This is a genomic window from Virgibacillus necropolis (genome assembly GCF_002224365.1).
GTDB lineage: Bacteria > Bacillota > Bacilli > Bacillales > Amphibacillaceae > Virgibacillus_F > Virgibacillus_F necropolis.
The window spans coordinates 4,139,108-4,157,487 of sequence record NZ_CP022437.1; the positions used below are offsets into that span (position 1 = coordinate 4,139,108).

Here is an 18,380-nt window from a genome sequence, read left to right on the forward strand (position 1 = left end):
TCACCTCCAATTTTAATTTTGTGTTCAAAAAGGAGGATAAAAATGACCGAGAAGTTCGAGGCAGCGTAGCTCCCCGTACCGGAACGTATGCTATTAATACGTGAGGAACGGAAAAGCAAGCTAACGAAGAAATTCGATGCGTCATGTTTACCGGACTTTTTGAACAACCTATTTAACGTTATAGTACATTCTAGCAGAAAATTTATAATAAGTCGTGACTATTTTCACATTTAAACATTGCTTGATAATTGAGATATGCGATACACTGATAATACTGAGGTGAACGCAATGATTATTATGCAGTTAAATGATATCAGTAAGTCATTTGGAGCAGAAAAAATATTATCAAATATAAAGCTTGAAATAAAAGATCAGGATCGAATTGCAATCGTTGGTAGAAATGGTGCAGGAAAATCAACCTTACTTAAAATAATGGCTGGTGAATTTTCTTATGATGAGGGTGTTATGCACAAACCAAAAGATCTAACAATTGGTTATCTTTCCCAGCATACTGGTCTTGAATCAGCTAAAACAATTTGGGATGAAATGTTGGATGTTTTTCGTGACCTAATCCAAAAAGAACAAGAGCTCAGGAAGCTTGAAAAAAATATGGAACAAGCATCTACCTTGTCTGATGATAACTATAACCGGCTTTTACTAGAATACGATACGAAACAACAGGAATTTATTACCCAAGGTGGATACTCATACGCGTCATCGATAAAGTCTGTACTAAGCGGCCTGCATTTTTACGAGACTGACTACCAAACTTCAATTAGTACATTAAGTGGTGGTCAGAAAACACGATTGGCATTAGGTAAGTTGTTATTACAAAAGCCTGCTTTACTTATCCTTGACGAACCTACTAACCATTTAGACATTGAAACTCTCGGGTGGCTTGAAAATTATTTAGCGAGTTATCCAGGCGCCGTTACCATTGTATCCCATGATCGTTACTTTTTAGACAAGACTGTATCCATTGTCTATGAAATCTCTTATCATAAGGTTAGGAAATACCATGGAACGTACAGTAAATATCTGGAAAAGCGCGCACTTGATTATGAACAAGAAATGAAAGAATTTGAAAAACAACAGTCTGAAATAAAACAGCTTGAGGAATTTGTACAAAAAAATATAGTTCGAGCTTCCACAACTAAGCGAGCACAAAGCAGAAGGAAAAAGCTAGAGAAAATGGACAAGCTGGACAGGCCTAAGGGTGATGAGTCCTCTGCCAAATTTTCTTTTGATTCAACCAAGCGAAGTGGGAATGATGTGTTAAAAATAAATAACCTAGCGTTTCGATATAGCGATGGGGATAGATTTTTGTTTGAAAATATGAATCTTACTATAAATCGCGGGGACAGTATCGCACTTGTCGGGCCAAATGGGATTGGAAAAACAACCTTACTAAAAATGATAACCGGACAATACCAGCCAAGTACTGGTTCCATTCAAATCGGAACGAATGTAGAAATCGGCTATTATGACCAGGAACAAACAAACTTAAATCCTGCGAACACTGTTCTACAAGAGCTATGGGACAAATATCCAAATGAGAAAGAAAAAGATATCCGTACCGTTTTGGGTAATTTTTTATTCTCTGGTGATGATGTTTTAAAGCCTGTACATGCGCTAAGCGGTGGAGAGAAAGCTCGACTATCACTTGCTAAACTGATGATGCTTCATGCCAATTTCTTAATACTGGATGAACCGACAAATCATTTGGATATTGATAGTAAAGAGGTGTTAGAATCAGCGTTAATCGATTATAACGGTACAATTATATTTGTCTCACATGACCGTTATTTTATTAACAAAATTGCTGAACAAGTCGTTGAAATTCAAGCAGATCATGTCACTGGATACTTGGGTGATTATGATTATTACGTTGCTAAAAAGGAAGAGCAAGCTGAAAGAGAACGACTACAACAAGAACAAATAAAAGTAACACAGGTTGATACTGGAAAATTGAGTTATAAAGAAGAAAAAGCACGACAACGTGCGGAACGAAAAGTTCAACGACGGATAGAGGAATTGGAAAATTTAATTGAGGAACGGGAAAATGAACTTGCAGCGCTAGAATTAGAAATGACAAAACCCGAAGTTTTTCAAGATCATGAGAAGTCTTTGGCGCTAACAAAGGAAACTAGCACTATTAAACAAACGCTTGAACAACTAATGGAAGAGTGGACCGAACTGCAAGAGTAATTACTTCCTTAGAACGCTCAAAGTATTAATCCACAGTTAGTTGGTTTTAAAAAGTTATTAACAATAGAAAACTGATTCGATCCCAATCAATTCAGGTTCGAATCAGTTTTTTAGTGCGTGTTCAAAAAGTTGCCAGAAACAAGGTCGACTAAGTACGCAACGTCCTGTTGCAAAGTCGACACTAGCACGTCCTGTGCGTCGAAGTTCGAGGCGGCGTAGTCTTGAGGAACGGAATGTAGGCTATTCCTACATGAGGACCGGAAAGGCAAGCCAACGAAGAAATTCGCCGTTTATCATTTGGTGACTTTTTGAACAACCTTTTTTAGTACTTATTAAGATAATCCACAGAGATATACACAGTCAATACGTGTAATTACTTGTTTTCAACTTAGTTATACACATTTTCCACAGATAACCACAAGTTTATCCACATTAATTACCCACATCCTATAACTTTATGGAATAAGGTTTTTTATTAAAGTATCCACAAGTCTGTTGATAACTTTACTTTAACACCAAAGAAGGATTAGCATTCAAGTCCCATGCTGACCTTTTTCCTTGTTCGAAAGCAATTGTTCCAGCTGCAGCAATCATCGCGGCATTATCTGTGCATAAGTGAATTGGTGGAATTTGTAACGGAATATCTGTGTTTAAAAAACGTTTGGTAAGCGCATGACGCAGCCCTTTATTGGCAGCAACACCACCAGCTACAATTACCTGCTTCACATCATACTTCATTGCAGCTTGAAAAGTTTTTTCTGTTAGCACTTCAACGACACTAGCTTGAAAGCTTGCTGCGATATCTTCAGGATTTAACTTTTCTCTACGTTGTTCTGCATTGTGGATAGTGTTGATAACTGCTGATTTTAATCCACTGAAACTGAAATTTAAACTTCCTTCTTCCAACCAAGCGCGTGGAAGTGATACCGACTCAGTTCCTTCAGCTGCAAGTTTGTCGATAAATGGGCCACCCGGATATGGAAGCTTAAGCATCCGTGCTACCTTGTCATAGGCCTCACCAGCCGCATCATCAAGCGTTTCCCCTATTACTTCATAGTTACCATGTTCACGCATCAAAACGAGCTCTGTGTGTCCACCTGAAACTACTAAAGCCAACAAAGGAAATTCAAATTCTTTCTCCAGACGATTTGCATAAATATGACCTGCGATATGATGAACCCCAACAAGAGGCTTTTGTTTAGCAAATGCTAGTGCCTTTGCCGTGTTTACACCGACAAGCAATGCACCTACTAGGCCTGGCCCTTCTGTAACCGTTATTGCATCAATTTGATTCCATGTAACATTTGCTTGATTAAACGCTTCTTCCAATACAATTGTCATTTGTTCTACATGATGCCTTGAGGCAATTTCAGGAACAACCCCACCAAACCTTTTATGACTTTCGATTTGGGATGCTACCACATTTGATAAAACCTCTGTTCCATTTTTTAAAATTGCTACAGCGGTTTCATCACAGCTGGTTTCAATTCCCATGATATATGTATTTTTTTTCATTATAAATTCACCCACATGACTAATGCATCCTCTTTATTATCTGTATAATAGTTTTTTCGTAAACCACCAGGTACAAGTCCAAACTTTCGATACATCCGTTGCGCGATAATGTTGGAAACTCGTACTTCCAGAGATAAACGTTTACTTCCTAATCGCATCGCCTGTTTCATCGTAAACAGAAAAAGCTTCTCGCCCAATTTATTACCTCGGTAGCTTGGCATTATAGCTATATTTGTAATTTGAGCATCATCGATGACCACCCATAATCCTGCATAACCAATTATCTTCTTATCTACTTCTACTACAAAATAATGCGCAAATTGATTTTTTACTACTTCTTGATAAAAGATATCCTCAGACCAGGGTGTCCCAAAGGATGCCTTTTCTACTTCCACTACTGGATCAATGTCTGTTAGCTCCATTTGCCTAATTACTAAATCAGCCATTTTTGGTCGCTTCCTTTTGTGCTTTTAACCAATTTGCTTCTGCTTCAACTAACCGCAAGTAATTAGGTGTTAATGCATGCGTATTGTTCGCTTTTTTACCCTTGCCAGCTAAGGCTAAATGAGATGGTTTTGCTATATGGAAATTTGCATCCGGGATAAGAGCATAATCACCCAACTTTTCCTTAATCAGGGATCTATACAATTCTATATCTTGGCTTAAAAATAAAATCTGCTTCTTTTCTTTTGCCAAATGATCTAGCCATTCATCCATTTTCATATTAACCTCTTCCTCAACTAGTTCCATCTTATTATGATTCCACTGGTATAGTCCTGTATAAACCATCCCACGCCTGGCATCAAAAAATGGACAAATAGCTGATGCGAAAAAGCTGCCTTGATAAGCAAGCACCTCTAAACTTGATATACCTTTAATTGGGATTTCAAGCGACCAAGCCATAGCTTTTGCTGTAGCAAGTCCTATTCTTACACCAGTAAATGACCCTGGTCCCATGGCTACAACTACTTCATCTAATTCTTCTGGCTTCACCTGGGTATCATTCATTAATTGAACTATAGCTGGCATAAGACGGACGGAATGATTCTTCGTAAGATTCGTCACGACTTCACCAATTAAAATGTTATCTTTTACGATGGCTACTCCCATGATTTGATTAGAAGTATCGATTGCAAGTACATTCATTTTATGGAGCTCCTTATTCATTTCTAGATTGTGTATATGACTAACCGATTAAGGATGAGATTATCCAATTAAAGTGACTTCCAACCGGATAAAATTCAATCATACGTTTTTGTTCATCAATATAGTTAATTTTTATATCTAAACGTTCCCGAGGTAAGTATTCTTTAATAAAATGCGCCCATTCCACAACAGATATACCTTCACCCTCGAAGTATTCAGAAAAACCGATATCCTCATCAGAATCCTCTAGCCTATAAACGTCCATATGATAGAGAGGAAGTTCACCTTCATATTCCTTAACGATCGTATATGTCGGGCTATTCACAACTCGTTTAACCCCAAGCCCGGTAGCTATTCCTTTTGTAAAAGTGGTTTTACCTGCCCCTAAATCACCTTCAAGAGTGATAACGTCTCCAGGCCTAAGTAAGTTAGCTAATCTAGTTGCCACTCTTTTAGTCTCTTCTTCTGTATGTGTTTCGATTTGGTGTTCACTCATTCCATCACCTACTTAAAATGGTTATAACCATCTTTTTTTAATGGGACTAATTGATTATCTTTATGTAAATAGACATGATTATTTCTATAGTGACTGACATATCCAATTTCCGTCACATGAATTCCTATCTCTTTTGCAGTATCTTGAACTAAGTCCCAGTTGTCCTTTGACACGGTTCCGACCAATTCAAAATCCTCACCACCAAAAAGTTTCCACTTTTCTTGGAGTTCAAGTGGAAATTGCTTATATGATTCGGATGTAGGTAATTTTTCTTCGTAAAGATATAAAGATACGTTTGAAGCCTCTGCAATTTCTGAAGCTTCATTTCCAATTCCATCACTTATATCGTTTAACGCTACTCGGTCTATTACTTCCAATTGTTGTGCAAATTCTACTTGAGGGATTGGCATACGATGTTTATCAATATAATAAAACGCATCACTATACTTACCCGGGTTATTTAAAATGTGGAAGCCAGCCTGTGAATCACCTAGCGTGCCAGTGACAAAAACAATATCGTCTTCCCTTGCATCACTACGATATCTTGCCTTTTTTTGTGGTACATAACCTATTACAGTAACAGAAATTGACATTTCTTGACCACTAACTGTATCACCACCAATTAGATCCATTTTATATCTATCTGACAGTGACCGCATACCTGCAAATAATTCATTTCTTTCTATTGTAGTAGAATGCTTAGGTATAACAATTGAAACAAGATAAAAAGCTGGTCTGCCTCCCATTGCAGCAATATCACTAATATTAGCAGCTAACACGCGATGGCCAATATGAAAGGGTTTCATCGTTTCTTTTGAAAAGTGTACATGTTCAACGAATGTATCAACAGCAATAACAACATCCTCAGATGATTGACGAAAAACAGCTGCATCATCACCAACACCTTTTAATAAAGACGGTTGCCTATATGTATCTTGTTTAATTGATTGAATAAAAGAAAATTCATCCACTCTTTTCCACCAGCCTTTACTTCAAAACAAATAATCCTATAGTTATGATAGCAAAAACAGAGGTAAAAGGGAAAAATAATAATAAAACTGTATAGATAAGGTGAATTATGTGATGAAGGATGTAACGAGTTCTAACCATTTCGGGTGGTGGAGTCATGTGGATGATGGTACATTATAGACTGTAGTAAACCATTTCGGGTTTTGAATATATAAAAACACATATCTTCAGATTATGAAAACATGTGCGTAAATTTTATTATAGTGGCGGTCCGGACGGGACTCGAACCCGCGACCTCCTGCGTGACAGGCAGGCATTCTAACCAGCTGAACTACCGGACCAATTCATGTAAGTTTGTTATGGGAAATTAATTGGTTGCGGGGGCAGGATTCGAACCTGCGACCTTTGGGTTATGAGCCCAACGAGCTACCGGACTGCTCCACCCCGCGATATAAAGAAAGTATTAAATTATCATACCCATTTCAGGTATAGCCTGGCGGCGTCCTACTCTTGCAAGGACAAAGTCCTAACTACCATCGGCGCTGGAGAGCTTAACTACTGTGTTCGGTATGGGAACAGGTGTGACTTCTCCGCTATTACTACCAGACCATGCTAAAATTTAAGGACAAGATTCATTATAAGCATTCTTGCATCAAAATGCAAGCATCTTTTTAACTTTGTACCCTAAAAACTAAATAAGAGCGCAATAGTGACATCAAGAATTGTTAGTTAAGTCCTCGATCGATTAGTATTCGTCAGCTGCACGTGTCACCACGCTTCCACCTCGAACCTATCAACCTCATCGTCTCTGAGGGATCTTACTCACTCGAAAGTGATGGGAAGTCTCATCTTGAGGGGGGCTTCATGCTTAGATGCTTTCAGCACTTATCCTTTCCACACGTAGCTACCCAGCTATGCTCCTGGCGGAACAACTGGTACACCAGCGGTGTGTCCATCCCGGTCCTCTCGTACTAAGGACAGCTCCTCTCAAACTTCCAGCGCCCACGACGGATAGGGACCGAACTGTCTCACGACGTTCTGAACCCAGCTCGCGTACCGCTTTAATGGGCGAACAGCCCAACCCTTGGGACCGACTACAGCCCCAGGATGCGATGAGCCGACATCGAGGTGCCAAACCTCCCCGTCGATGTGAACTCTTGGGGGAGATAAGCCTGTTATCCCCGGGGTAGCTTTTATCCGTTGAGCGATGGCCCTTCCATGCGGAACCACCGGATCACTAAGCCCGACTTTCGTCCCTGCTCGACTTGTAGGTCTCGCAGTCAAGCTCCCTTCTGCCTTTACACTCTACGAATGATTTCCAACCATTCTGAGGGAACCTTTGGGCGCCTCCGTTACTCTTTAGGAGGCGACCGCCCCAGTCAAACTGCCCGCCTGACACTGTCTCCGAACCGGATTACGGTCCTGGGTTAGAAGGTCCGTACAGCCAGGGTGGTATCCCACGGATGCCTCCACCGAAGCTAGCGCTCCGGTTTCCAAGGCTCCCACCTATCCTGTACAAGCTGTACCAACATTCAATATCAGGCTACAGTAAAGCTCCACGGGGTCTTTCCGTCCTGTCGCGGGTAATGCGCATCTTCACGCATAGTATAATTTCACCGGGTCTCTCGTTGAGACAGTGCCCAAGTCGTTGCACCTTTCGTGCGGGTCGGAACTTACCCGACAAGGAATTTCGCTACCTTAGGACCGTTATAGTTACGGCCGCCGTTTACTGGGGCTTCGGTTCTAAGCTTCGCACCCGAAGGTGCTAACCTTTCCCCTTAACCTTCCAGCACCGGGCAGGTGTCAGCCCCTATACTTCGCCTTTCGGCTTCGCAGAGACCTGTGTTTTTGCTAAACAGTCGCTTGGGCCTATTCACTGCGGCTCCTCCTTAAAGGAGCACCCCTTCTCCCGAAGTTACGGGGTCATTTTGCCGAGTTCCTTAACGAGAGTTCTCCCGATCACCTTAGGATTCTCTCCTCGCCTACCTGTGTCGGTTTGCGGTACGGGCACCTATGAACTCACTAGAGGCTTTTCTTGGCAGTGTGAAATCCAGAACTTCGGTACTTTAGTTCCCTCCCCATCACAGCTCAGAATTGTTGGACGGATTTGCCAATCCAACTCCCTTGCTGCTTGGGCGCACATTTCCAATCGTGCGCATTCCTTATCCTACTGCGTCCCCCCATCGTTCAAACGTTCATGAGGTGGTACAGGAATATCTACCTGTTGTCCATCGCCTACGCCTGTCGGCCTCGGCTTAGGTCCCGACTAACCCTGAGCGGACGAGCCTTCCTCAGGAAACCTTGGGCTTTCGGTGAAAGAGATTCTCACTCTTTTTTCGCTACTCATACCGGCATTCTCACTTCGAAGCGCTCCACCAGTCCTCACGGTCTGACTTCACTGCACTTCGAACGCTCTCCTACCATTGTTCATAGAACAATCCGCAGCTTCGGTGATACGTTTAGCCCCGGTACATTTTCGGCGCAGAGTCACTCGACCAGTGAGCTATTACGCACTCTTTAAATGATGGCTGCTTCTAAGCCAACATCCTGGTTGTCTGGGCAACTCCACATCCTTTTCCACTTAACGTATACTTTGGGACCTTAGCTGGCGGTCTGGGCTGTTTCCCTTTCGACTATGAACCTTATCACCCATAGTCTGACTCCCAGGCTTACGTAGCTGGCATTCGGAGTTTGACTGAATTCGGTAACCCGGTGAGGGCCCCTAGTCCAATCAGTGCTCTACCTCCAGTACGCATCTGCCTGAGGCTAGCCCTAAAGCTATTTCGGAGAGAACCAGCTATCTCCGTGTTCGATTGGCATTTCACCCCTACCCACACCTCATCCCCGCATTTTTCAACATACGTGGGTTCGGGCCTCCAGTCAGTGTTACCTGACCTTCACCCTGGACATGGGTAGATCACACGGTTTCGGGTCTACGACCGCATACTAATTCGCCCTATTCAGACTCGCTTTCGCTGCGGCTCCGTGTCTTCCACTTAACCTCGCATACGATCGTAACTCGCCGGTCCATTCTACAAAAGGTACGCCGTCACCCATTAACGGGCTTCGACTACTTGTAAGCGCACGGTTTCAGGATCTCTTTCACTCCCCTTCCGGGGTGCTTTTCACCTTTCCCTCACGGTACTGGTTCACTATCGGTCACTAGGTAGTATTTAGCCTTGGGAGATGGTCCTCCCAGATTCCGACGGAATTTCTCGTGTTCCGCCGTACTCAGGATCCACTCCGGAGGAAACTCTTTTTCGATTACAGGGCTCTTACCCGCTATGGCTGATCGTTCCAGATCGATTCATCTAAAGAATTTCTTTGTAACTCCAATGGAGTGTCCTACAACCCCAGAAAGCAAGCTTTCTGGTTTGGGCTGATTCCGTTTCGCTCGCCGCTACTTAGGAAATCGCATTTGCTTTCTCTTCCTCCGGGTAATGAGATGTTTCAGTTCCCCGGGTCTGCCACGCGTATCCTATGTATTCAGATACGCGTACTGCTCCATTACGAACAGTGGGTTTCCCCATTCGGAAATCCTCGGATCAAAGTCTACTTACGACTCCCCGAGGCATATCGGTGTTAGTCCCGTCCTTCATCGGCTCCTAGTGCCAAGGCATTCACCGTGCGCTCTTCTTCACTTAACTATCTTTATGATTAAGAACTTACGTTTTTGATGTCGTTGTCTATCTTGCTCTTATTTAGTTTTCAAGGTACAAAAAGAGAGATTCGCATCCCTCAAAACTGAACAAACAACCATGTATGCAAGGCCTACCAATGGCAGGTCTTATCGATGACGACAAGCGTCACCGATTTTCCGTTAAACAGTACGGCTTCCACTACGAATAGCTTCCGCTTTCTGTTTTTCCTTAGAAAGGAGGTGATCCAGCCGCACCTTCCGATACGGCTACCTTGTTACGACTTCACCCCAATCATTGGCCCCACCTTCGGCGGCTGGCTCCATAAAGGTTACCTCACCGACTTCGGGTGTTGCCAACTCTCGTGGTGTGACGGGCGGTGTGTACAAGGCCCGGGAACGTATTCACCGCGGCATGCTGATCCGCGATTACTAGCGATTCCGGCTTCATGTAGGCGAGTTGCAGCCTACAATCCGAACTGAGAATGGTTTTATGGGATTTGCTACACCTCGCGGCTTCGCGTCCCTTTGTTCCATCCATTGTAGCACGTGTGTAGCCCAGGTCATAAGGGGCATGATGATTTGACGTCATCCCCACCTTCCTCCGGTTTGTCACCGGCAGTCACCTTAGAGTGCCCAACTGAATGCTGGCAACTAAGATCAAGGGTTGCGCTCGTTGCGGGACTTAACCCAACATCTCACGACACGAGCTGACGACAACCATGCACCACCTGTCACTCTGTCCCCGAAGGGAACACGATATCTCTATCGCTATCAGAGGATGTCAAGACCTGGTAAGGTTCTTCGCGTTGCTTCGAATTAAACCACATGCTCCACCGCTTGTGCGGGCCCCCGTCAATTCTTTTGAGTTTCAGCCTTGCGGCCGTACTCCCCAGGCGGAGTGCTTAATGCGTTAACTTCAGCACTAAGGGGCGGAAACCCCCTAACACCTAGCACTCATCGTTTACGGCGTGGACTACCAGGGTATCTAATCCTGTTCGCTCCCCACGCTTTCGCTCCTCAGCGTCAGTTACAGACCAGAGAGTCGCCTTCGCCACTGGTGTTCCTCCACATCTCTACGCATTTCACCGCTACACGTGGAATTCCACTCTCCTCTTCTGTACTCAAGTCCTCCAGTTTCCAATGACCCTCCACGGTTAAGCCGTGGGCTTTCACATCAGACTTAAAAGACCGCCTGCGAGCGCTTTACGCCCAATAATTCCGGACAACGCTTGCCCCCTACGTATTACCGCGGCTGCTGGCACGTAGTTAGCCGGGGCTTTCTGGTTAGGTACCGTCATGGTACCGCCCTATTCGAACGATACTTGTTCTTCCCTAACAACAGAGTTTTACGATCCGAAAACCTTCATCACTCACGCGGCGTTGCTCCGTCAGACTTTCGTCCATTGCGGAAGATTCCCTACTGCTGCCTCCCGTAGGAGTCTGGGCCGTGTCTCAGTCCCAGTGTGGCCGATCACCCTCTCAGGTCGGCTACGCATCGTCGCCTTGGTAGGCCATTACCCCACCAACTAGCTAATGCGACGCGGGCCCATCTGTAAGTGACAGCAAAAGCCGCCTTTCAACTTTCTACCATGTGATAAAAAGTATTATTCGGTATTAGCTCCGGTTTCCCGGGGTTATCCCAATCTTACAGGTAGGTTGCCCACGTGTTACTCACCCGTCCGCCGCTCGTTCCACAAGCTCACACCCCGAAGGGTGATTGCTTGCTTCCCGCGCTCGACTTGCATGTATTAGGCACGCCGCCAGCGTTCGTCCTGAGCCAAGATCAAACTCTCCAAAAAAGTTTGAATAAAATCGACACCAATCGATTTTATCAATTGTCTTAGCTTTGTTTCGTTACTTACATACTTGGTTGTTTTGTTCAGTTTTCAAGGAGCAAAATGGGCCTGAGTGGACTCGAACCACCGACCTCACGCTTATCAGGCGTGCGCTCTAACCAGCTGAGCTACAGGCCCACCATAATTAGAATGAATATTGGAGCGGGTAGGGGGAATCGAACCCCCATCATCAGCTTGGAAGGCTGAGGTTTTACCACTAAACTATACCCGCATATAAAGTTATTAAAAGTTTCTGGTTCCGATGGTCGGGAAGACAGGATTTGAACCTGCGACCCCATGGTCCCAAACCATGTGCTCTACCAAGCTGAGCTACTTCCCGAGAATATAGTGCGCCCGAGAGGACTCGAACCTCTAACCCCTTGATTCGTAGTCAAGTACTCTATCCAATTGAGCTACGGGCGCTTTTGAAGCGACATTCACTAATATACCATGTTCACAATTTAAATGCAATAGTTTTTTAAAAAAATAAGAATGTATTTTAAATTGAATGCGGTCGAGAAGACTCGAACTTCCACCGGTTATTCACCGACTAGGCCCTCAACCTAGCGCGTCTGCCATTCCGCCACGACCGCATATACCTTCACAAAAACAAAACGCTGTGGAATACACAGCAGTTCGCATGTAAATATGCGGGTGAAGGGAGTCGAACCCCCACGTCATAAGACACTAGATCCTAAGTCTAGCGCGTCTGCCAGTTCCGCCACACCCGCAAAGAATACAAACAATTCGGGATGAGCCATGAAGGATTCGAACCTTCGACCCTCTGATTAAAAGTCAGATGCTCTACCAACTGAGCTAATGGCTCATAAATAAAATTAAACTAATGATAGCTTTCGTTATTAGATGCCCTGATGTCATAGTAGAAACTAGAAATTACCATCTTGCAACCTAATAATATACAGTAGTGATTCAATAGAGGTATTATCGCCATTCTATCAACTACAATTAATAACTCATATTTACCATTAATAAAAAATGGCTGGGCTACCAGGATTCGAACCTGGGAATGACAGGATCAAAACCTGCTGCCTTACCGCTTGGCTATAGCCCATTAATGGCGGTCCGGACGGGACTCGAACCCGCGACCTCCTGCGTGACAGGCAGGCATTCTAACCAGCTGAACTACCGGACCAGTCCAAAACATATTAGAAAAATTGGCTTACCACAATCATTAGAAAGCCTATTTTTATACTTTTACTTAAACCTTAAGAGTTTTATAATTCCTTAAAGCGTAAATGATGACCCGTACGGGATTCGAACCCGTGATACCGCCGTGAAAGGGCGGTGTCTTAACCACTTGACCAACGGGCCATATATGTATGGCGGAGAAGGAGGGATTTGAACCCTCGCGCCGCTTACACGACCTACACCCTTAGCAGGGGCGCCTCTTCAGCCACTTGAGTACTTCTCCGTATGGCTCCACAGGTAGGATTCGAACCTACGACCGATCGGTTAACAGCCGATAGCTCTACCACTGAGCTACTGTGGAATAATCTAAAATAGTGAATCATAGCAGTACAATCTAACTTGGGCCTGCTCGTCAAGAAGAACTTTCCTCGCATGATCAAACATAAACCGTTCGATCAAGCTACTGTGGAATAATCTAAAATAGTGAATCATAGTACTTAAAATTATCACGACTTGAAACATTTTACAATAACTTACCCGTATTGTCAATTGCTTTATGTAAAATTGTTCGCCCGTTTCTTTAGGGCTTATTTAATTTAACACGGAAGCATACTTTCGTCAATGGATTTCTATCAGGTTTTTGCTCTTTATTATATTTTATCTTCCCTGAATTTTTGCATAACAATCAGTTTTTTTAAATCACCTAATTAAAATAGGATCGCTAAGTGTTCGAGTGTTCCACGAAAATATATAGATGATTTCTTTGTGCGATGTTTTTCTAGGGTAGATTTATTGAGCCCTTAGCTTCCCACCACACTTCCCACATCTATACTTAGTAACGTTAACCCTCCGTTGCCTTTTATATACGCGTCTACAACTTTCACAAATGTAATGGTGTCTTTTTTCTTTTTTATATGAAGGTAGTGGATTGCAATGTCTTGGTGAGCCTGTCTTTTTTAATAAATTTCTAAAGTCTAAATCTCCATGTTTACAACCCTTTCCTTCTATATGAAGATGATAATGACATAACTCATGTTTAATAATTCCAATAAACTCATCTTCATCCATCTCCAATACATACTTAGGATTTAATTCAATTATCCTTTTAGAAGGAATATACCTGCCCCCAGTTGTGCGTAATCTTGAATTGAACCGAACTTGATCTTTAAATGGTTTATTAAAATAGTTTGATGAAATATCGTATACAAGCTCATATAATTCTTTTTCATTTAATAGATTCATACTATGCATCCTTTTATTGTATTGAATTCATTCTAACACAATATAAAATACTCTTACATTTTTCAAAAAATCCAAATACTCATTTAGGCAGACCAAATGATACATGAGCAAAGAATTAGGATTCTATTATTTTTTCAAGTAAACTGGTGAATATGGCAGTTTAACAACTCTTTATAACTCTTATTTAAAATAATTATAAATAAATATTGATTTTTAATAGGTTTATATTATAATTAATATAGATTGATTTTAATCAAAAGGAGAGGTGTTTCACGAATGAGTAATGAAAAAAAGAGATTAACAACCGCATCAGGTGCTCCAGTGGGAGACAATCAAAATTCAATCACGGCCGGTTCTAGAGGTCCAGTATTAATTCAGGATGTACACCTTTTAGAAAAACTAGCACATTTTAACCGCGAACGCGTTCCAGAGCGTGTTGTTCATGCAAAGGGTGCGGGTGCTCATGGCTATTTCGAAGTAACTAATGATCTATCAAAATACACAAAAGCTCACTTTCTAAGTGAAGTTGGCAAGCGTACACCAATGTTTGCACGTTTTTCTACAGTTGCAGGTGAATTAGGTTCTGCTGAAACTGTTCGAGATCCACGTGGATTTGCATTAAAATTTTATACAGAAGAAGGAAACTATGATTTAGTAGGAAACAATACACCTATTTTCTTCATTCAAGACGCAATTAAGTTTCCTGATTTTATTCATACACAAAAACGTAATCCAAAAACAAACTTAAAAGACCCTAACATGACTTGGGATTTCTGGTCATTATCCCCTGAATCACTTCACCAAGTAACTTATTTACATGGCGATCGTGGTATCCCAGCTACATTACGACACATGAATGGATATGGTAGCCATACATTCAAATGGGTAAATGACCAAGGAGAGCCGTCCTGGGTGAAATATCACTTTATAGCTGAACAGGGCGTTAAAGCACTAGAAGAAAGTGTTGCGACAGAAATTGCTGGGGACAACCCAGACTATCATACGGAAGATCTATTCAATTCAATTGATAGTGGAGACTTCCCTGCATGGAAGGTATACGTTCAAATTATGCCTTTTGAAGATGCAAAATCTTATAAATGGGATCCGTTTGATGTTACAAAAACGTGGTCCAAAAATGATTACCCACGTATTGAACTTGGTCGTATGGTCCTAAATCGTAATCCTGAGAATTATTTTGCTGAGGTTGAACAAGCAGCATTTTCTCCTGGAAACTTTGTACCAGGTATTGAGGCATCACCAGATAAAATGCTACAGGGTCGTCTGTTTGGATATTCTGATGCACATCGATATCGTATCGGGGCAAATCATCAACAGTTGCCGATTAACCGCCCAATAAACGAAGCGAAAAGTTATCAACGTGATGGACAAATGCGTGTAGATAATAATGGCGGAGGGTCAGTAAACTATGAACCTAACAGTTTTGATGGACCAAGAGAAGATACACCATCAAAAATTAATCCATTTGAAGTATACGGAGAAGCTGATAGCGTAGTTTACGAAAATGATGATCATTTCACTCAAGCTGGTGATCTATACAGATTAATGAGCCCAGACGAAAAGGATCGTCTTATTCAAGCGGTTGTAAATCACATGGAACCAGTTGAAAGAGATGATATCAAACTTCGTCAAATTGAGCATTTTTATAAAGCGGACCCTGATTACGGCGCACGCGTTGCAGCAGGATTGGGATTATCTGTTCCAGAAGAAGTAAAATAATTAGATAACTAAGGCAGATAGAAGTATGGATATACTTTCTTAACTGCTTAGAAAACTTGGCTTCTCGCCAGGCCTTAATGGCGAAAGCCTTAGTTGAACTTATGCAGAAAGAAAGAATTTATCCTTTCTTTCTGCCAAAAAAGGATTTCTGCTTAAAATAAAGCAGAAATCCTTTTTTTAACCTTTTTCAACCATCGATAATGCAATCCTACCTTTATTCGCATCAAAGTTGTCCACCCAAACTGTTACCACATCTCCTACTGAAGCAATATCCATTGGATGCTTAACAAATTTGTTGGCCATTTTTGATATATGGACCAGTCCATCCTGTTTCACCCCAATATCAACAAAGACACCGAAGTCCACTACATTCCTTACTGTTCCCTGCATTTCCATTCCTGGTTGCAAATCTTCCATTTTTAATACATTTTGCTTTAATATCGGTTGCGGAAAGTCATCACGCGGGTCCCGTTCAGGACGAATTAACGCTTGCATGATGTCTTCTAACGTTAATTCTCCGATATCAAGTTTTTCTGCGACTTCTTTCTTGTTAACATCACGAAGCTTATCCTGCAATTCACTTCTACCTAAGTCAGTTATTTTACACCCTAGCATTTCCAAGAGTTTTTTTGTTTGCGGGTAGCTTTCAGGATGAATAGGTGTTCGATCTAACGGATGCTCCCCATCAAAGATTCGTAAAAACCCTATACTTTGCTCGTATGTTTTTGCACCTAAACGCGGGATTTTTTTCAGTTGCGTCCGTTTAGTAAACTTGCCTTCCTCGTTTCGTTTGTTCACAACGTTATTCGCAACTGTTTTGCTTAGCCCGGAAACATGCTGCAATAAACTGGATGAAGCAGTGTTCACATTAACGCCAACCTGGTTTACAGCTGTTTCTACTACGAAAGATAACGATTCATTCAGCTCTTTTTGGCTAACGTCATGCTGATATTGTCCAACTCCAATTGATTTTGGGTCTATTTTTACAAGCTCAGCCAGTGGATCCTGAACACGTCTTGCGATGGAAGCAGCACTTCTTTCTTCAACCTGTAAGTCAGGAAATTCTTCACGTGCTAATGCAGAGGCAGAATAGACACTTGCTCCGGCCTCATTTACGATGATGTACGGAACATCCAATTTATTGTTTTGAATCACATCAGCGATAAACTGTTCTGTTTCCCGCGATGCTGTTCCATTACCAATCGCAATTAACTCTACATCGTATTTCTTCACATACTCTAATACAATTTTCTCTGATCCTGCAAAATCATTTTTTGGTGCTGTTGGATACATAACATTGACTTTATGTACTTTCCCTGTTTCATCAACAACTGCCAGCTTACAACCTGTACGGAAGGCTGGATCAACTCCAAGTACTGTCTTCCCTTTTAAAGGGGGCTGTAATAACAGGTTTTTCAGGTTTTCAGAAAAAATCTTAATCGCTTGTTGTTCGGCTTTTTCTGTAAGTGAATTACGTATTTCCCGTGCTATTGATGGTTGGATTAACCGTTTGTAACTATCTTCAATTACCTGCTGTAAAAATACTACAAGATCGTGTTGGCTCGCAGACTTTATAGTTTTCTTTTGCAAATAGTTTAAAACGCGTTCTGTTGGCGGTTCAATGGAAACTCTTAATACATCATCTTTTTCCCCACGATTTAATGCTAACGTTCGATGGGCCGCCAATGTACGAATTGCTTCATTATATTCATAGTACATTTCATAGACGCCTTTTTCATCTTTCTCGCGATCTTTTACCGCTGATTCGATGGTGCCTTTTTTAAACGTTTCTCCCCTGATAAAGTCACGGTATTCTGGATCATCCGATATCCACTCTGCAATAATATCATTAGCACCCGCTAGAACATCTTCAACTGTATGTATTTCGTGTTCTTCTGAAAGATACTTTTGTGCTTCCCCTTCTAAATCAATCTGACCCTGGTTCCATATTAATTCAGCAAATGGTTCAAGGCCTTTTTCTTTTGCTATCGTTGCCTTGGTTCGACGTTTTTGTTTATACGGTCGATATAAGTCTTCCACTCGCTGCAGTTGTGTAGCATCTGCAATTTCCTTTTCTAACTCATCTGTTAGTTTTCCTTGTTCATCAATGAGTCGAATTACTTCCTCTTTTCGACTTGCTAAGTTGACAGCATACTGCCATTTATCTTGTACTGACTTTATCTGTACTTCATCTAGACCACCTGTTATTTCCTTTCGATACCGTGCAATAAATGGAACGGTATTTCCTTCTTCCATTAATCCAATCACTGTGTTTACTACATTTGATTTAACTGTTGTCTCTTTTGCAACCCATTTTATAATATCCTGATCAATTTCTACTGACATCTTACTACCTCCCATAATTACACTACACTAATTTTACCAAAGTTCACTAATAAAGCATAATGACTCACGAAAAAAGACCAGCCATAGTACGCTGATC

9 protein-coding genes, 14 tRNA genes and 3 rRNA genes are annotated in these 18,380 nt (G+C 42.0%); 2 read left to right on the top strand and 24 right to left on the bottom strand.

Annotation, left to right across the window (positions count from 1 at the left end; all coding sequences use genetic code 11):
• Window positions 1-288 precede the first annotated feature (288 nt).
• On the top strand, window positions 289-2,208 hold the full coding sequence (locus CFK40_RS19645; protein ID WP_089534065.1) for an ABC-F family ATP-binding cassette domain-containing protein: 1,920 nt from the start codon (window positions 289-291) through the stop codon (window positions 2,206-2,208).
• Window positions 2,209-2,712: 504 nt separating this feature from the next.
• Here CFK40_RS19645 and tsaD read toward each other — a convergent pair.
• The 23 genes from tsaD to CFK40_RS19760 form a co-directional block, all read right to left on the bottom strand.
• Window positions 2,713-3,723, bottom strand: a complete 1,011-nt coding sequence (gene tsaD / locus CFK40_RS19650) for a tRNA (adenosine(37)-N6)-threonylcarbamoyltransferase complex transferase subunit TsaD (RefSeq protein WP_089534461.1) — start codon at window positions 3,721-3,723, stop codon at window positions 2,713-2,715.
• The gene (gene rimI / locus CFK40_RS19655) at window positions 3,723-4,169 is read right to left on the bottom strand and encodes a ribosomal protein S18-alanine N-acetyltransferase (RefSeq protein WP_089534066.1); all 447 of its coding nucleotides are present in this window, start codon (window positions 4,167-4,169) and stop codon (window positions 3,723-3,725) included. The genes tsaD and rimI overlap by 1 nt, the downstream gene beginning before the upstream one ends.
• Entirely contained in the window at window positions 4,162-4,869 is a 708-nt protein-coding gene (gene tsaB, locus CFK40_RS19660) for a tRNA (adenosine(37)-N6)-threonylcarbamoyltransferase complex dimerization subunit type 1 TsaB (protein WP_089534067.1), read from the bottom strand. The genes rimI and tsaB overlap by 8 nt, the downstream gene beginning before the upstream one ends.
• A 40-nt stretch (window positions 4,870-4,909) precedes the next feature.
• A complete protein-coding gene (tsaE, locus tag CFK40_RS19665) occupies window positions 4,910-5,365 on the bottom strand; it encodes a tRNA (adenosine(37)-N6)-threonylcarbamoyltransferase complex ATPase subunit type 1 TsaE (protein ID WP_089534068.1) in 456 nt (151 codons plus the stop codon).
• Between the two features lie 8 nt (window positions 5,366-5,373).
• Window positions 5,374-6,336, bottom strand: a complete 963-nt coding sequence (gene thiL / locus CFK40_RS19670; protein WP_089534069.1) for a thiamine-phosphate kinase — start codon at window positions 6,334-6,336, stop codon at window positions 5,374-5,376.
• A gap of 262 nt (window positions 6,337-6,598) precedes the next feature.
• Window positions 6,599-6,675 (bottom strand) — tRNA-Asp (locus CFK40_RS19675).
• A gap of 31 nt (window positions 6,676-6,706) precedes the next feature.
• Window positions 6,707-6,783: transfer RNA gene (locus CFK40_RS19680), tRNA-Met, on the bottom strand.
• Window positions 6,784-6,825: 42 nt separating this feature from the next.
• Window positions 6,826-6,941 (bottom strand): 5S ribosomal RNA (rrf, locus tag CFK40_RS19685).
• Window positions 6,942-7,059: 118 nt separating this feature from the next.
• Window positions 7,060-9,981: ribosomal RNA gene (locus CFK40_RS19690) — 23S ribosomal RNA — on the bottom strand.
• A 226-nt stretch (window positions 9,982-10,207) separates the two neighbouring features.
• Window positions 10,208-11,773, bottom strand: a 16S ribosomal RNA gene (locus CFK40_RS19695).
• The 16S, 23S and 5S rRNA genes sit together here with 14 tRNA genes alongside, the layout of an rRNA operon.
• Window positions 11,774-11,873: 100 nt before the next feature.
• Window positions 11,874-11,947, bottom strand: a tRNA-Ile gene (locus CFK40_RS19700).
• Window positions 11,948-11,967: 20 nt separating this feature from the next.
• Window positions 11,968-12,041, bottom strand: a tRNA-Gly gene (locus CFK40_RS19705).
• 31 nt (window positions 12,042-12,072) lie between these two features.
• Window positions 12,073-12,149, bottom strand: a tRNA-Pro gene (locus CFK40_RS19710).
• A 9-nt stretch (window positions 12,150-12,158) separates the two neighbouring features.
• Window positions 12,159-12,232 (bottom strand) — tRNA-Arg (locus tag CFK40_RS19715).
• Between the two features lie 86 nt (window positions 12,233-12,318).
• A tRNA-Leu gene (locus tag CFK40_RS19720) sits at window positions 12,319-12,402 on the bottom strand.
• 56 nt (window positions 12,403-12,458) lie between these two features.
• Window positions 12,459-12,540: transfer RNA gene (locus CFK40_RS19725), tRNA-Leu, on the bottom strand.
• A gap of 22 nt (window positions 12,541-12,562) precedes the next feature.
• Window positions 12,563-12,635: transfer RNA gene (locus tag CFK40_RS19730), tRNA-Lys, on the bottom strand.
• 171 nt (window positions 12,636-12,806) lie between these two features.
• Window positions 12,807-12,881: transfer RNA gene (locus tag CFK40_RS19735), tRNA-Gln, on the bottom strand.
• A 4-nt stretch (window positions 12,882-12,885) separates the two neighbouring features.
• Window positions 12,886-12,962, bottom strand: a tRNA-Asp gene (locus tag CFK40_RS19740).
• A 107-nt stretch (window positions 12,963-13,069) separates the two neighbouring features.
• Window positions 13,070-13,141: transfer RNA gene (locus tag CFK40_RS19745), tRNA-Glu, on the bottom strand.
• A gap of 9 nt (window positions 13,142-13,150) precedes the next feature.
• A tRNA-Ser gene (locus tag CFK40_RS19750) sits at window positions 13,151-13,241 on the bottom strand.
• 3 nt (window positions 13,242-13,244) lie between these two features.
• Window positions 13,245-13,319: transfer RNA gene (locus CFK40_RS19755), tRNA-Asn, on the bottom strand.
• 428 nt (window positions 13,320-13,747) lie between these two features.
• Window positions 13,748-14,200 carry a SprT family protein gene (locus tag CFK40_RS19760; RefSeq protein WP_089534070.1) on the bottom strand — a complete coding sequence of 151 codons (453 nt, stop codon included), beginning with the start codon at window positions 14,198-14,200 and terminating at the stop codon, window positions 13,748-13,750.
• 276 nt (window positions 14,201-14,476) lie between these two features.
• On the opposite strand from CFK40_RS19760, the gene CFK40_RS19765 reads away from it, so the two are divergent.
• Window positions 14,477-15,937, top strand: a complete 1,461-nt coding sequence (locus CFK40_RS19765; RefSeq protein WP_089534071.1) for a catalase — start codon at window positions 14,477-14,479, stop codon at window positions 15,935-15,937.
• A 177-nt stretch (window positions 15,938-16,114) separates the two neighbouring features.
• Here the strand turns inward: CFK40_RS19765 and CFK40_RS19770 are convergent, their stop codons facing one another.
• Window positions 16,115-18,283 carry a Tex family protein gene (locus CFK40_RS19770; RefSeq protein WP_089534072.1) on the bottom strand — a complete coding sequence of 723 codons (2,169 nt, stop codon included), beginning with the start codon at window positions 18,281-18,283 and terminating at the stop codon, window positions 16,115-16,117.
• Window positions 18,284-18,380 lie beyond the last annotated feature (97 nt).

What these genes read in the sequence shown, in the direction of transcription:
- CFK40_RS19770 (WP_089534072.1), bottom strand. Translation starts at nt 18,283, where the DNA reads ATGTCAGTAGAAATTGATCAGGATATTATAAAATGGGTTGCAAAAGAG.
- CFK40_RS19760 (WP_089534070.1), bottom strand. Translation starts at nt 14,200, where the DNA reads ATGAATCTATTAAATGAAAAAGAATTATATGAGCTTGTATACGATATT.
- rimI (WP_089534066.1), bottom strand. Translation starts at nt 4,169, where the DNA reads ATGGCTGATTTAGTAATTAGGCAAATGGAGCTAACAGACATTGATCCA.
- CFK40_RS19645 (WP_089534065.1), top strand. Translation starts at nt 289, where the DNA reads ATGATTATTATGCAGTTAAATGATATCAGTAAGTCATTTGGAGCAGAA.
- tsaE (WP_089534068.1), bottom strand. Translation starts at nt 5,365, where the DNA reads ATGAGTGAACACCAAATCGAAACACATACAGAAGAAGAGACTAAAAGA.
- tsaD (WP_089534461.1), bottom strand. Translation starts at nt 3,723, where the DNA reads ATGAAAAAAAATACATATATCATGGGAATTGAAACCAGCTGTGATGAA.
- tsaB (WP_089534067.1), bottom strand. Translation starts at nt 4,869, where the DNA reads ATGAATGTACTTGCAATCGATACTTCTAATCAAATCATGGGAGTAGCC.
- CFK40_RS19765 (WP_089534071.1), top strand. Translation starts at nt 14,477, where the DNA reads ATGAGTAATGAAAAAAAGAGATTAACAACCGCATCAGGTGCTCCAGTG.